Origin of the sequence: Actinocrispum sp. NPDC049592, from assembly GCF_040675465.1 — a bacterium.
In the GTDB taxonomy this organism is placed as follows: Bacteria; Actinomycetota; Actinomycetes; order Mycobacteriales; family Pseudonocardiaceae; genus Kibdelosporangium.
In genome coordinates this window covers 249,660-263,106 of sequence record NZ_JBFAPA010000005.1, presented here as the reverse complement: position 1 = coordinate 263,106, position 13,447 = coordinate 249,660, and the positions used below count along the sequence as shown (strand labels likewise).

The following is a 13,447-nucleotide window of genomic DNA, read 5'->3' as shown; positions in this document are numbered from 1 at the left end:
GCCGTGCCTCACAGGTGGGCGGCGGTGCTGCCGCCGAGCGGGAGCGCGGGCAGGCCGAGTTTGCGGTGGTCCCACGACCGGGTGCGGGCGACGTCGACGCGCACGGCCACCCGCTTGGTCAGCATGAACTCGACCATCGGCCGGACTTCCTCGCTGTAGGGCCCGTTGTAGCGTTCCCACACGTTCACGCCGACCGCCCACAACGCGTCGGGGTCGTCGACGATCTCGGCGTGCCCTTCCAGCGCGACCCCGCGCAGGGTGTCGTAGGTCTGGCCGGTCTCGATCATGACGGTGACGCGGCTGTCGCGCCGGATGTTCACGGCCTTCTGCGACTTGGCCTTCGTCTCGAACCACAGCACACCGTCGATCACGGCGTACCACATCGCGACGAGGTGTGGCTGCCCTGACGGAGCGATGGTCGCCAGCGTCGCGACGCGCTGCTCGGTGAGGAACTGGGCGATCTCTTCGGCGGACATCACGACCTGACCGCGCTGGTTCACTCCCATGAGGCCCCTTTGCCGCTCGGTGAGACTTAGTCCAGAATGAGACTATGTCTCACAGTGAACCGGAGGGGCTTGCGGTCCGCAAGAGGCGGGCGACAAACGCCCGGATCGCCGCCTCAGCGGCCCGGCTCGCCGGTCTGCAGGGCGTCGGCAACACCACCGTGGACCAGATCGCGGCGGACGCCGAGGTCGGCCGGGCCACGTTCTTCCGGTACTACGACACCAAGGAAAGCGCCGTCGCCGAAGGCATCACCGGTCCATGGCTCACCCTCGTCACCGACGCGATCGCCCACCAACCCGGCCACCTCCCCGCGCATGAGGCGCTGGTCGCGGCCTTCGGCGAGCTCGCCGGCCAGTTCCCCGCCTACCGCGACCAGATCCGCGAACTGGCTCGCCTCACCCGTTCCTCCCCAGCCCTCAATGCCTGGACCGCCCAGGCCTACCTCCGCTACGAACACGCCATCGCCGACCTCCTCACCCCCCGCTTCACCGACCTCCCCGACCCCCATGCCGCCCCCGACCCGCGCCCCCGCCTGCTCGCCGCCCTCGCGATGGCCTCCGTCCGCATCGCCCTCGACGACTGGCTCCACCACGGCGGAGCACTCCCGGACCTCATCCACCGCGCCCTGGCCTCGATCACCATCCGCGACACGGAATGACCGCCGCCCGCTCGTCGGTCCAACGACGGTTCCGGATCGTGCCGCCGGCGGCGACGTTGAGAAAATCCTCGCCTGGGAACACCTTCCTCCTCGGCGCGGCCTCGCCAGGGACCTGCTACCGGCGGCGTTGTAGTCGCCCGCGGTGCCAACGGCAGACAGCCGCAGGCGGCTGAGCGCCGCCGGAAAGAAAAGACTGTTTCTCGGGAGATTTCGCGGCTAACTTCGCTGGTCATGAGCGGTGAAGTGATCATCTTGACCGGCCCGCCCGGTGCGGGGAAGACGACCGTGGCGGAGGTGCTGGCGACGAACGCGAGCGTGCCGACGGTGCATCTGGTGACCGACCAGTTCTACCGGTCGATCCGCGCGGGGTTCGTTCTGCCGTTCCTGCCCGAGGCGCAGCGGCAGAACGAGGTGGTCATCGAGGCGATCGTGGGCACCACACGCACGTTCGCACGTGGCGGTTACGACGTGGTGGTGGATGGCATTGTGGGGCCGTGGTTTCTGGCGCCGTTCCGGGACGCGTTCAGCGAACTGTCCTATGTGGTCCTCCGGCCGGACCTGGAGACGACGTTGACGCGCGCACGGGAGCGGGCCGGCCGGGAGTTGAAGGATGTTGCGGCGATTACCGGGTTGTACGGCGCGTTCGCGCAGCTCGGCGAGCTTGAGGACTATGTGATCGACACCAGGGACCTGGATGTCGAACAGACCGCCGCCGAGGTCCGGCGCGGTGACTTCCGGCTGAAGTGAGTCACAGGGCGGTGACCAGGACCAGGACCAGGATGGCGGGGGCGAGGAAGGCGTGCGCCAAGGCGGCCGGTCGTTTGCCGGACATGACTTCCCGCGCCGCCCGGAAGTAGTCGAGTATCGCCGAACCGTGGCCGGTGTTGGCCCGGCGGGCGCGCCAGCGAACGGTCAGCAGCATGTCGCCGAGGCCGTTGATGACGATGAGCACGCCGAACGTCACCCAGGCCAGGGCGGCGGGCCGGTCGGTGGACAGGTACGTGATCCACAGGGCCAGGCCGGTCGCCGCGGCGGCGAGGTGGATGAGCGCGGCCGGCGGCGGAGGCACGGCACGGCGCCAACGAAGAAGCATGACCACGCCGACACCGGCGCTGATCACCCAGGCAACGAGTGCTGCGATAGCTGTCATCGCCCGAGCGTACTATGTTCGTCGTGAAAAAACACTAGGTATATAGTGTTAGGGTGACCGCGAAGCGAGAACAGGCCCTCAGCGCGGCGATCGAGCTGCTGGGGACCGGCGGGCTGCGTGCCCTGACCCACGCCCGCATCGACGAACAGGCCGGACTGCCCAAAGGCACCACGTCCAACTACTTCCGCACCCGGGCGGCGCTGCTCGCCGGGGTGGTGGAGTGGATGCTGGAGCAGGAGACCCCGGCGGTGAGCGCCGCGCTCCACCGGCCCTCATCGGCGGACGAGTTCGTGGACGAGGCGTGCCGGCTCATCGACTTCATGACCGGCCCGAACCGCACCGTGACGGCCGCCCGGATGGTGCTGTGGGTCGAGGGCGCCCATGACGAGACCCTGCGGCAGGCGCTCATGCGCGGCCGGGCCAGGATGGCCGACCTCGTCGTGCCGGCGCTGGCCCGCCTCGGCGCCCGGGATCCGGACGCCGCGGCGCAAGCGCTGGCCGCCTGCTTCGACGGCCTGTTCATGAACCGCATCGCGCGGCACGTGGAGACCGACGCACGGCCGATCTTCGAGACCGTCGTCCGAGGCGCGCTGGCTCAGACCGTTTGACGCTGCCATTGCTGGCTGCCGCAGGGCATTTGCACGGCCAGGGCCCCGTCGGTGGTGGCGGCATCCTTGATGGCCAGGCATTTGTTGCTGTGCCGGGCGATCAGCTCGAGGTAGCCGCTGCCCACGTCCTGGATCCGCCACTGCTGGTTGGTGCCGCCGTGGCAGGTCCACTGCGTGATCCGGGCGCCGTCAGCGGTGGACTCGCCGTACACGTCGAGGCACTTGCCGCTGTTGACGTTGACCACGGTGGAATAGCCGCCACCGGCATCGCGGAACTCCCACCGCTGGTTGTTCTGCCCGTTGCCGGTCCACTGAACGACGTCCGCACCGTCCGCAGTGGACAGGTTGTAGACGTCCAGCAGTTTGCCGCTGTGACGGGCCGTGAGGGTGGACACCGTGGCGGTCGACCGCGGTGAGATCCGGTACAGCCCGGCGCCGTGGGCAGGCAGCGACCGGGTGAAAGTTCCACTGACCGTGCCGAGATCGGCTCCGGACCACAGATCCGTCACGGCCGCCGAGCCCGCGCCGAGAGCGGCCAGGCTGAGCGACACGTTCCCGGCGGCACCGTCCCTATTGAACAGTGCGACGTACTTGTCGTTGCTGCCAGGGATGTCGGCGGCCCACACCTGACGGACGCCGTCGACGATCTGGCGGTTGTTGGTGCTGTTCTGGTCCACGGCCAGCACTGCCGCGTTGGTCATCAGCGCCAGGTCGGCGGGCCGGTTCTCGACGAGGTTGCCACCCCACATCAACGGCGACCGGTTGATGGCCCACAACGACATCAGCGTGCGTTGCTCGTCCGGCGTCAGGTTGGAATAGCGAGGCGAGCCAACGGGTCCGACCTTCGACAACCGTCCTATCGGGATCATGTCCGGGTCCGGGTATGCGCCTTTCGCCCGGTACGGCGTCCAGTTGCGCAGCTGGTCGAACAAGGCGTTGAGGCTGCCCCAGTCGTCCCACAGATCGTTGACAATGCGCCACATGTTCGCGTTGGCCTGCACGTGCGACCCGGCGGAAAGCGGTGTCGGGCCAGGGGAGAGGCTGAGCACCATCGGCCGTCCGCTGTGCTGGATGGCCTGCCGGTAGCCCTCGATCTCGCCCTGCCGGTAGGTCGGCGCGGCGATGTCGTCGACCTTGACGAAGTCGACGCCCCAGCCGGCCAGCAGCTGGAACACCGAGTCGAGGTACGCCTGCGCGCAGGGCTGGCTCATGTTCAAGCCCCACATGAGGTTCAGCCAGGCCGCCGTGGTGTCATTGTTGATCTGGTTGGCACGGCAGGAGGTGCCGAGGATCGGCACGTTGTCCGCCACGGCCTGCCTGGGAATGCCGCGCATCAGGTGCACGCCGAACTTCAGGCCTCGCCCGTGGATGTAGTCCGCGAGCGGTTTGAAGCCGTTGTTGCCTGCCGCTGAGGGAAACCGGGTGGTGTCCGGCAGGAGGCGGCCGTTGGCGTCCATGCGCAGCCGCGGGTTGAGGTTCGCGTCCTGGTTCGGGCTGCCGGTGTGCCGTCCAGGGAAGTACCAGGCCCAGTCGACGATGATGTACTGCCAGCCGTACTGCTTGAGGTTGTCGCGCATGTAGTCGGCGTTCGCCTTGACGTCCGCCTCAGTGACGCTCCAGTTGAAGGCGTCGTAACTGTTCCAGCCCAGCGGTGGGGTGTCGGCTGTGCCGTTGTCCCAAGCCTGGGCCACTTTCGGCGTGCTGACCGCGACGACCATCGTGATCGCCAGCGCCACCGCGGCCACCAGTGCGGGCATGCGTCTTGCGAGGCTGAGCTTCATCGCGGCCTCCAGCAGGGTATGTTAGCGCTAACATAGGCGCCGGAACCTGATGGTAGTGCCTTCACGGTGAGAGGGCAATCACGTCAAGGTGATCTTGTCGACGTTGGGCCCGCCGTCCCTGGTCGTCGCGATCGCCTTGATGGAGTTGTTGCCGGCCACCAGGTCCACGTGGACCGTCAACGTCTGCCAGTCGGCCCATCCGTTCGTCGCCGGGAACGCGATGTGCCGGACCGACACCCCGTTGACGGAGATGAGCAGCATGCGAGCGGCACCACTGCCATTGGCGAACCGGAACACGACATCCGCGCTTCCGGCAGCCGATGCGGGCACCGTCCACTCCACGGAACCGCCCACCGCGTTGTCGTAGTTGACGAATCCCGAGCCGGTGAACCCCGGGTAGTTCGAATCCACCTGCCCGTACTGGATTCTGGCGTTCTCGGCCTGGAAGTCGGTGCTCACCACGGGCGGTGGTGCCGGTTGCTGGGTGGTCGCCGGCCGGCGGGGTTCCGGTGGGGCCGGGGGTGGCGCCGGAGGGCTCGGCGGGGCCTCGACCGGCGCGGACGGCAGCAGGATGGACACCATGGACGGCTTCGTCGTGGTGGTGGTCTCCGGCTCCACGTCCTGCGCCTGCGGCACGCTGATGGGTGCTAAGACCGGCTGGTCCGCCGGTCTTAGCAGCAGCGTGACCACCACGGCCACGGCCGCGCACGAACCGGCCCCGAACACACTCCACCTCAGCTTGCGCTTCACTCGATGTCCTCCCAGACGCCTCCACTACAAGTAGCACATTCCACAAAGGATCATGGACGGAATGCATGCCGGATATTCGGACTTCAGCGGCTGACGGCGGCCCACCGCTGATTCGGGCCATTGGTGGGACGATAAAGCCCGATCCGGGCACCGTCCTCACGCGACTCGCCGATCACGTCGAGCAGCTGTCCGGTGCCAACGTTGACAAAAGTCCACGTACCGTCGCCAGTGCTGGACAGAATCCAGCGTGCGGCCGGGTTGTTCGTACCTGCCGGGGCGAGGGTCACACCGCCGTTCGCCGTGCTGAGAACACCGGCCGCGTTGCTGATAACGAATTGGTCGCGGCTGCCGTGGCAGCCGGTGCGGTCAGTGAGCGTCCAGCGTTGTGCAGGGGATGAGGCATCTGTGGTGCGCTGCACGAGTGCGCCGTTCTCCGCGGACAGCGACTTGCCGCTCTGCACGCCGGTGAACGAGAACGGCTTGCCCGAGCCGAGTCCGGTGCCGGGCGCGGCGGAGCTGACACCGTTGACGACGAACGTGACCACCGAGCGTGCCGGGACCTGGATGGTCGCCTTCTTGCCGGTCACGCGCACCGGCTTGCCGGCCTTCAGGACGTTGTCGACATCGGTGACAACCGGCGTGACGGACGCGCCATTGTGGACGGAGGCGAATCCGGACAGGTCGAGCACCACGTTCTGGGCGGAGGTGCTCGCGTTCGTGTGGACCACGGTCGCCAGGTCCTCGCCGCGCATCGCCGCCGTGCTGGCGGTGTCGTTCACACCGATCAGCCGGTCGCCCGGCTTGATGTAGTGGGTGAAGTTGCGCATGGTGTTGTACTTGGTGTTCGTCCTGATCGGACACGTCCGCAGGGTGGCGTTCGGCGGGCAGTCGAACGGGATCTGGATCTCGCCCCAGTTCATGCCCAGCGCGGACTCGCCGCCCGGCTTCATGTTGTTGTAGTCCTCGATCGGCTGCCAGCTGACCCACGCGCTGGGTTCGAGCAGCCGCAGGTCATCGGTGACCTGAGCGGCCAGGCCGAGGCCCGGGTCCATGCTGGTGAAGTCCTGGCGGTCCAGCCAGGACCCGCCGACCTCGCTCATCCACAGCGGTTTCCCCGCGCCTTTCGCGATATCCCGGGGAATCTGGCGGTTGCTGGTGCCATAGGTGTGCACGTTGAGGCGCCCGGCCAAGGCACGGGAGGACGCCGACCACCCCGCCCAGTCGGCCGCGAACAGGTCGGGGTTGGTCTCGTCCGGCGCCGACACCACCGCGCGGGTGCCGCTCAATGCCTGCGCCATCGCCGGGATCACCTGCGACTGCAACGAAGGCCCGATGTGCGCGCCCTCCTGGCGGCCGCCGGTGGGGTTGCCGTCACTGCCGAGCGTGGTCTTCCAGTAGCCGGTGTTGGGCTCGTTGAACGGGTCCACTGAGGACACTGTGATGCCGTGGGCTCGTTCGAGCGCCTTGGTGACCTGGGCCAGGTACGCGGTGTAGTCACCGATCTTGTCGGTCCGCAGCTGGTCGTCGGTGGCGTTGAACCCGCCGGAGACATAGCCGGACACGGTGTGGAAGTAGGGCGGGGAGTTGCTGAACGTCTCCCACTTGGTCACCCGCTTCTTGATCCGGTCGACCCACCACCGCTGGTTCGGGTCGGCCGCCGGGTTGAACTCGGCCGGATCGCCCGGCGTCCACCAGTCCTTGTCGTCGCGCGTGGTTCCCGCGGGCGCCTTCCACCAGCCCGGCACCGCAGCACCCGCACGCAGGTAGTTGGGCACGTCGGGAGCGTTGCCGCCGCCGATGTTGAAGCGCGCGATGGTGAAGTTCAGGCCATCAGGGCCGAAGACCATGTCGGCGAGCTTGGTGCGGATCTGGTCCGGGTAGCCGCCGGTGACCTCGGCCATCCACGCCAGACTCGAACCCCAGCCCTCGAACGGCTGCTGGCGGTAGGTCGGATCGGGTCGCACGGTCACCGAATCGGCCGCCGCGGCGGGCGCGGCCACCGGAACGGCCAAGGCGACACACAGGGTGGCGAACAGGCGTTTCATCGTTGAACTGCCCTCCGGTCAGAATTCGGTGTGGCCGAGCAGGGGATAGGGCACGAACCGGACCTCGGAGTCGAGCATGGTGCCGAGTTCGAGAACGACGATCTCGTTGCCACCCGGCCGCACTACGGGACCAGGCACGTACAGTGTCCGTTGTGGGCCCCGGCGCCAGTAGCGGCCGAGGAGGAAACCGTTGATCCACACCATTCCCTTGCCCCAGTGGATGGTGTCGAGGAACAGGTCCGTGGGTTCGGCGACCTCGAACTCGGCGCGCATCACGACCGGGCCCGACATGGCCGCGCTGTCCGCGGCGGGCCGCAGGCCGGCCACCTGAGCGAGGTCGATCGGCAGGACGTTCCAAGTGGACAGTTGTCGGCCATTGAGGGTGGCGCCGCCGATGATGCCCTTGGGCTCGCCGATCCGCTGGCCGTAGTTGACCCGGCCCAGATCCTCCACCAGCACGAGGAGCTCGCCAGGCGCGGGCAGGGCGATCGCGCGGTCGTGGTGTTCCCGTAGCAGCGTGCCCACCTGGCGGCCGTCGAGGAACACGGTCGCCCGATCCCGGACCTCGCCGAACGTCAGCACTCCAGGCTCGTCGATTGTGGTGCGTAGCAACGCAAGGTGGGGGATCGGCGTGAGATCATCGAACACTGGCAGGTGATCGCACGTCTGCCAGGAGCCCCACCGTGCGGGGGCGTCCAGCAACCATACGGGATCGCGAAGTCGTGCGGCCGGTGTGGGTGCGGGCTGAGGTGGCGGCGGAACGGTGTCGGGAACCTTGTGGTAGCGGGCGATCACTTCGCGGTAGGCGTGGTATTTCGCGGTGGGGTGACCGGCTTCGTCCAGGGGCGCGTCGTAGTCGTACGACGTCACCAACGGCTGGTAGACGCCCTTGTCGTTGGCGCCGTTGGTCAGGCCGAAGTTGGTGCCACCGTGGAACATGTAGAGGTTGACCGACGCGCCCGCGGCGAGCAGGGCGTCCAGCTCGGCCGCCGACTCCTCGACCGACGTGGTGTGGTGGTGCGCGCCCCAATGGTCGAACCAGCCGTTCCAGAACTCCCCGCACATCAACGGACCGGTGGGCTGGTGGGCGCGTAACGCCGCCAGCCGCTCGGCGCTGCGCGAACCGAACGACGCGGTGCGGTGCAACCCTTCCAGGCTGCCCGCTTCGAGCATGTCCGGCTGGTCCACTGTGGACAGTGGAACGGTGATCCCGGCCTCCCGGGTGTACTGCGCGAGCGTTGCGAGGTAACGCTTGTCGTCGCCGAACGCGCCATACTCGTTCTCCACCTGGACCAGCAGCACCGGCCCGCCGCGGTCGATCTGGTGCGGCACGACGACGCGGTAGACCTGGTCGAGGTACTCACGGACGGCAGCGAGATACCGGGGCTCGGACCGGCGGACGCCGATGCTCCGGTCGCGGAACAGCCACGCGGGCAGGCCGCCGTTCGTCCACTCGGCACAGATGTACGGGCCGGGCCGCACGATCGCGTACATCCCGGCCTCGGCGATCAGGCGGAGGAACCGGTCCAGGTCCAGCCCGCCGGACAGGTCGAACTCGCCGGGGCGCGGGGCGTGCGCGTTCCACGGGACGTAGGTCTCGATGGTGTTGAGCCCCATCAGCCGGGCCTTCTCGATGCGGTCGGCCCACAGGTCCGGATGCACCCGGAAGTAGTGCAGTGCCCCGGACAGGATCCGCAGCGGCCGTCCGTCGAGCATGAAGTCGGCCGCGCCGATGGTGAACTCGGGCATCCGGCCTCTCCCGGCGATGTTTACGTCAACATGGACCGGGCCGAGGCTATCCTGTTGACGTGAACATGTCCAGGACGCCGAGGAGTCGCCGGTCGTGAGCAGCAGAGTGCCGTCGATGGCCGACGTGGCCCGTGAGGCAGGGGTGTCCGGGCAGACGGTGTCCAGGGTCGCCAACGGCCGGACCAATGTGGACGAGGCCACCCGCGAGCGGGTGCTGGACGCGATGCGCCGGGTCGGCTACCGGCCGAACAGCGCGGCGCGTGCCCTGCGCATCGGCCGGTTCCGGACCATCGGCGTGATCATGGCCGCGGTGCCGACCTTCGGCAACAGCCGCACGCTCAACGCGATCGCCGCCGCGGCCGTGGCGGAGAGCTTCTCGATCAGCCTGATGCCGCTGACCCGGCCGAGCCAGGGCGAGGTCAGCGGCGCGTTCACCCGGCTCAACGAGCAGGCCGTCGACGGCGTGATCATCCTCATCGAGCAGCACCAGCTCGACGAGAGCGAGATCCAGCTGCCCACCGGGCTGCCCGTGGTCGTGATCGACTCCAGCGCCCGGTATGCCCACCCGGTGGTGGACACCGACCAGGCCGCGGGCGCCGCGTCCGCGACCCGCCACCTGCTCGACCTCGGCCACCGGACGGTCTGGCACATCGCCGGCCCACCCCAGTCATATGCCGCCGAACGGCGCCGGAAGTCCTGGCAGACAACGTTGAAACGAGCCAAGCGAGAGGTGCCGCCGGTGCTCACCGGCGACTGGTCGGCGCAGTCGGGCTACGAGCACGGGCTCCGGCTGGCCGGGGATCCGGCCGCGACGGCCATCTTCGCGGCCAACGACCAGATGGCCCTCGGGCTTATGCACGCGTTGCACGAAAAGGGCCGATCCGTGCCCGCCGACGTGAGCGTCGTGGGCTTCGACGACATGGACGAGGCCGCGTACTTCTGGCCGCCGCTCACCACCGTCCGGCAGTCGTTCGAGGCGGTCGGCAGTGCTGCGGTGGCGGCCCTGCTCGCCGAGATCGCGGGTGAGGTCCGGGCCGCGGTGAGCGTGCCGACCGAACTGATCGTCCGCTCCAGCACAGCCCCTCCCAACTAACCGACATCCCGGCGATCGGGCGCACGGCAGCCGCCGATCACGGCAGTCGGGTCATGGGGTCTGTGTGGCGGCAGTAGGCCGGATGCGGGGATCCAGGCGCGCGTGAATCCGTGGCTGCGCTCCACTTTCGCCACGTGCAGGGTGTAGTTCTGGTACCACTCGGCTCGCCCGCGCTTCTGCGCCTCGCGGTGCTCGGCGTTGGTCCGCCACCGCGTGAGCGCGTCGGCGTACCCGACCGTGATGCCCAGTCCGCCGGGAGTCTGCGCGTGATCCATCCCCACGCATCCGGGATGCGCCCGGCGAGCCGGCGCTTTCCGCTTCAGACGACGTCGCAGCTGGCGAACCGTTGCAGGCCTTGGGGGCGGGGGCCGTAGCGGCCGATCGCGATGGCGATCCGGTCGAGCGTGGCGATCCGGCGGGCGGTCAACGGGCCGAGGATGGTGTTCTGGATGAACTGTGGGTCGGGCAGGGGACCCAAGGCACGCAACTGCCGGTTCGCCTCGGCGATCTGCCGGTCCAGTTCGGCCAGGTTCGCGGCGACCTCCGCGCGGGCACCCGACGGCACGGTGCCGATGGCCTGAACCGGGCTCGGGCAGGACACGGTGGGGGAGTGCGGTGGTGGTGGTGGCGGCGGAGGCGGCGGGACCGGTGGCGGTACCGGTACCGGCGCTGGACCGGAACTTGGTGGCGGCGCTGGCTGCCTGGTGACCAACGACGTTGCTGGTGGTGGCAATGTTGTTGTGCCGCTGGGTGTTGAGCTGCTTGCCCTGGTCTGGGTCACGGCCTGGGGTGCCACGGTGTCCGGGATGATCGCGCCGAGGCCGGTCGGCGCGGCTGTCGTGGTGCTACGGGTGATCGTCGGTACGGCGGTGTCCTCACGTTGGGGGACAACGAGCCTCGACGGTGGCCGGCCAGGGTCGATGAGCAGGACGGCAACGGTGAGTGAACCCAGCGCGACTGCTGCCATTGTGATCGATCTGACCGTGTCCATGGTCCGCCACACCTTAGACCTCCGTGTTAACGATAACAAGGGACTTGACAGAAGAACTTCAACGGTCAACTATCTGTCCTGCGCCGGTCGGACCCGCGGGATCCTCGCACGCCCGCGAACGGTGGCCGCTGCGCGTGGACGGCGCTTTCCCTTGCTATGACAAGGATGTCATGACTGTCCGAAGTGGTGTGTCGTTCAACACTGTTGGCATGGCAGAAAATCTGAGCCGGATTCGGATCACGTCCGTATTACGAGTCGACAGCACATCTCGCGCTGCTCCCGATCAGAGGTGAGTCAATGTCTCGTAACCCTGGGCGACATCGCATCACTCGTCGCACGAAGATCGCCACCGGCGCACTGGGCCTAGCGCTCGCCGTCGGCGGTCTGGTCGTGATCACCACCGCCGGCGACCCCGGCTCGGCACGGGCCGACGCGGCCGACCCGTCCTTCTTCGTCGACATCACCAAGGTGCAGCCGAACGTCAAGCAGGCCCGGCAGTCCGGGAACGCGTCCAAGGGAACGTTCACTGTGGACTGCGGCCGCAACGAGAACGGCCACTTCAACCCGGACAACTTCATCGCCCAGCCCGGCGTGAAGAACGGTGCCCAGCACCTGCACGACTACGTCGGCAACCTGTCCACCAACGCCGACTCCAACAACAAGAGCCTGGAGAAGGCGGGCACCACCTGTAAGAACGGCGACAAGTCGGCGTACTTCTGGCCGGTGATCCGGATCGACAAGGATGACGAGGGCGGGAAGAAGAACCCGCCCGCCAAGAAGCAGGAACGCCGTCAGCAGCAAGCCAGCGACCGGCAGGCCGCACAGGACGGGCAGATCGTCTGCCCGGACGTGGCCAGTGAGCTGCCGGACGTGCCCGCCCAGGCGCAGGCGGAGGTCCAGCGCAACCTGGACCTGCTCGACAAGCAGGTCGACGAGGCCAACGACCGGCTGGTCAGCACCAAGGGCCAGGGCGGCCCGAACTTCGTGCAGAACGCGATCCTGGGTCCGTTGAAGGACAAGCGGGTGGCGACGATCGACCGGATCGCGATCGCCATCGGCCGCAACGCCGCCAAGCCGCAGGGCCTCGACCGGCTCGCCGCCTGCTCGCTGGGCAACGGCAACGGTGGCGGAGACCAGAACGGCGGCAACCAGAACAACAACGGCGGTCAGAACAACAACGGCGGTAACCAGAACAACGGCGGCCAGAACGATGGCAACCAGCAGGTCGACTGCCCGGATGTCGCCGGTCAGCTGCCCGCCATCCCGGCGCAGGCCCAGGCGGAGGTCCAGCGCAACCTGGACCTGCTGAAGACCCAGATCGACGAGGCCAACAAGCGGCTCATCACGTCGAAGGGCGAGGGCGGCGCGAACTTCGTGCAGAACGCGATCCTGGGTCCGTTGAAGGACAAGCGGGTGGCGACGATCGACCGGATCGCGATCGCCATCGGCCGCAACGCCGCCAAGCCGCAGGGCCTGGACAAGCTGGCCCCGTGTGGGCTCAAGGGCGGCGCGGACGAGTCGGACAACAACGAGCTCGAGGGCAACGACGGCGAGATCCAGCGGCCGGAGAAGGCCGAGCTGACCTTCCGCGGCAGCCCGGCAGGCAAGGTCACCGCGATGCCGAAGTTCCTGCGGATCCTGTACGGTGACGCCAAGGTGTCCACCAACGGCCCGAAGAACGCCCGCGACTCGTGGACCTGCAGCGGGTTCGAGGACCGCGTGCTGATCAACAAGTACCCGATCTGCCCCGAGGGCAGCAAGGTCAAGCGGATCCACGACTTCCCGAGCTGCTGGGACGGCAAGAACACCGACAGCGCCAACCACCGCGACCACATCGTCTACCCGGACCAGAACGGCAAGTGCCGCAACGGGTTCAAGGCGGTGCCGCAGCTGCGGGTGACGCTGACCTACAACATCCCGCACGACGTCCAGGTGAAGGGTCAGTACAAAGTGGACTCCTTCCCGCAGGAGAAGCACAACCCGTTCAGTGACCACGACGACTTCGCCAACGTGATGTCGCAGGCCATCATGAGCCGCGTGGTCGACTGCATCAACAACGGCAAGTCCTGCAAGGAGTGAGGAGTGGCTCGTCTCGGAAGGTTCGCCGGGTTTCTCGAC

The 13,447-nt window shown here is 68.0% G+C and carries 13 protein-coding genes; 5 read left to right on the top strand and 8 right to left on the bottom strand.

From position 1 onward, the window contains the following. Positions 1-8: 8 nt before the first annotated feature. Positions 9-506, bottom strand: a complete 498-nt coding sequence (locus AB0J95_RS15865; protein WP_364757620.1) for a PPOX class F420-dependent oxidoreductase — start codon at positions 504-506, stop codon at positions 9-11. A 44-nt stretch (positions 507-550) separates the two neighbouring features. On the opposite strand from AB0J95_RS15865, the gene AB0J95_RS15860 reads away from it, so the two are divergent. After that, positions 551-1,162 carry a TetR family transcriptional regulator gene (locus AB0J95_RS15860; RefSeq protein ID WP_364757618.1) on the top strand — a complete coding sequence of 204 codons (612 nt, stop codon included), beginning with the start codon at positions 551-553 and terminating at the stop codon, positions 1,160-1,162. A 231-nt stretch (positions 1,163-1,393) separates the two neighbouring features. Next, on the top strand, positions 1,394-1,909 hold the full coding sequence (locus AB0J95_RS15855; RefSeq protein ID WP_364757617.1) for an AAA family ATPase: 516 nt from the start codon (positions 1,394-1,396) through the stop codon (positions 1,907-1,909). Position 1,910: 1 nt separating this feature from the next. On the opposite strand, the gene AB0J95_RS15850 is transcribed toward AB0J95_RS15855, so the two are convergent. Then, positions 1,911-2,312: a hypothetical protein gene (locus AB0J95_RS15850; RefSeq protein WP_364757615.1), complete on the bottom strand. Its 402-nt coding sequence runs from the start codon at positions 2,310-2,312 to the stop codon at positions 1,911-1,913. 53 nt (positions 2,313-2,365) lie between these two features. On the opposite strand from AB0J95_RS15850, the gene AB0J95_RS15845 reads away from it, so the two are divergent. Beyond that, complete coding sequence (locus AB0J95_RS15845; protein WP_364757613.1) at positions 2,366-2,920, top strand: TetR family transcriptional regulator; 555 nt, start codon at positions 2,366-2,368, stop codon at positions 2,918-2,920. Here the strand turns inward: AB0J95_RS15845 and AB0J95_RS15840 are convergent. The 4 genes from AB0J95_RS15840 to AB0J95_RS15825 form a co-directional block, all read right to left on the bottom strand. After that, positions 2,908-4,701, bottom strand: a complete 1,794-nt coding sequence (locus tag AB0J95_RS15840; protein WP_364757612.1) for an RICIN domain-containing protein — start codon at positions 4,699-4,701, stop codon at positions 2,908-2,910. The two genes, AB0J95_RS15845 and AB0J95_RS15840, sit on opposite strands and share 13 nt — an antisense overlap. Positions 4,702-4,779: 78 nt before the next feature. Further along, a complete protein-coding gene (locus AB0J95_RS15835; protein ID WP_364757610.1) occupies positions 4,780-5,451 on the bottom strand; it encodes a CBM35 domain-containing protein in 672 nt (223 codons plus the stop codon). 83 nt (positions 5,452-5,534) lie between these two features. Beyond that, a complete protein-coding gene (locus tag AB0J95_RS15830; protein WP_364757608.1) occupies positions 5,535-7,496 on the bottom strand; it encodes a glycoside hydrolase in 1,962 nt (653 codons plus the stop codon). Positions 7,497-7,514: 18 nt separating this feature from the next. Then, positions 7,515-9,245 (bottom strand): beta-galactosidase family protein, encoded by a 1,731-nt coding sequence (locus AB0J95_RS15825; protein WP_364757606.1) that lies wholly within the window; start codon positions 9,243-9,245, stop codon positions 7,515-7,517. Positions 9,246-9,360: 115 nt separating this feature from the next. Between AB0J95_RS15825 and AB0J95_RS15820 the strand changes: the two genes are divergently transcribed. Further along, a complete protein-coding gene (locus tag AB0J95_RS15820) occupies positions 9,361-10,338 on the top strand; it encodes a LacI family DNA-binding transcriptional regulator (protein ID WP_364757983.1) in 978 nt (325 codons plus the stop codon). Here the strand turns inward: AB0J95_RS15820 and AB0J95_RS15815 are convergent. Together AB0J95_RS15815 and AB0J95_RS15810 are read right to left on the bottom strand one after the other, a co-directional pair. After that, the gene (locus AB0J95_RS15815) at positions 10,335-10,613 is read right to left on the bottom strand and encodes a hypothetical protein (RefSeq protein WP_364757604.1); all 279 of its coding nucleotides are present in this window, start codon (positions 10,611-10,613) and stop codon (positions 10,335-10,337) included. The two genes, AB0J95_RS15820 and AB0J95_RS15815, sit on opposite strands and share 4 nt — an antisense overlap. Positions 10,614-10,657: 44 nt before the next feature. Continuing rightward, positions 10,658-11,329, bottom strand: coding sequence for a hypothetical protein (locus AB0J95_RS15810; RefSeq protein WP_364757602.1), 672 nt, complete (start codon positions 11,327-11,329; stop codon positions 10,658-10,660). Between the two features lie 297 nt (positions 11,330-11,626). Here AB0J95_RS15810 and AB0J95_RS15805 point away from each other — a divergent pair, with 297 nt between their 5' ends. Next, entirely contained in the window at positions 11,627-13,408 is a 1,782-nt protein-coding gene (locus AB0J95_RS15805; protein WP_364757600.1) for a DUF1996 domain-containing protein, read from the top strand. Positions 13,409-13,447: the final 39 nt, after the last annotated feature.

Bases quoted from the DNA above. Each gene is read 5' to 3' on its own strand.
- AB0J95_RS15850 (WP_364757615.1), bottom strand. From the start codon at position 2,312: ATGACAGCTATCGCAGCACTCGTTGCCTGGGTGATCAGCGCCGGTGTC.
- AB0J95_RS15840 (WP_364757612.1), bottom strand. From the start codon at position 4,701: ATGAAGCTCAGCCTCGCAAGACGCATGCCCGCACTGGTGGCCGCGGTG.
- AB0J95_RS15815 (WP_364757604.1), bottom strand. From the start codon at position 10,613: ATGGATCACGCGCAGACTCCCGGCGGACTGGGCATCACGGTCGGGTAC.
- AB0J95_RS15825 (WP_364757606.1), bottom strand. From the start codon at position 9,245: ATGCCCGAGTTCACCATCGGCGCGGCCGACTTCATGCTCGACGGACGG.
- AB0J95_RS15805 (WP_364757600.1), top strand. From the start codon at position 11,627: ATGTCTCGTAACCCTGGGCGACATCGCATCACTCGTCGCACGAAGATC.
- AB0J95_RS15810 (WP_364757602.1), bottom strand. From the start codon at position 11,329: ATGGACACGGTCAGATCGATCACAATGGCAGCAGTCGCGCTGGGTTCA.
- AB0J95_RS15855 (WP_364757617.1), top strand. From the start codon at position 1,394: ATGAGCGGTGAAGTGATCATCTTGACCGGCCCGCCCGGTGCGGGGAAG.
- AB0J95_RS15820 (WP_364757983.1), top strand. From the start codon at position 9,361: ATGGCCGACGTGGCCCGTGAGGCAGGGGTGTCCGGGCAGACGGTGTCC.
- AB0J95_RS15830 (WP_364757608.1), bottom strand. From the start codon at position 7,496: ATGAAACGCCTGTTCGCCACCCTGTGTGTCGCCTTGGCCGTTCCGGTG.
- AB0J95_RS15865 (WP_364757620.1), bottom strand. From the start codon at position 506: ATGGGAGTGAACCAGCGCGGTCAGGTCGTGATGTCCGCCGAAGAGATC.
- AB0J95_RS15860 (WP_364757618.1), top strand. From the start codon at position 551: ATGTCTCACAGTGAACCGGAGGGGCTTGCGGTCCGCAAGAGGCGGGCG.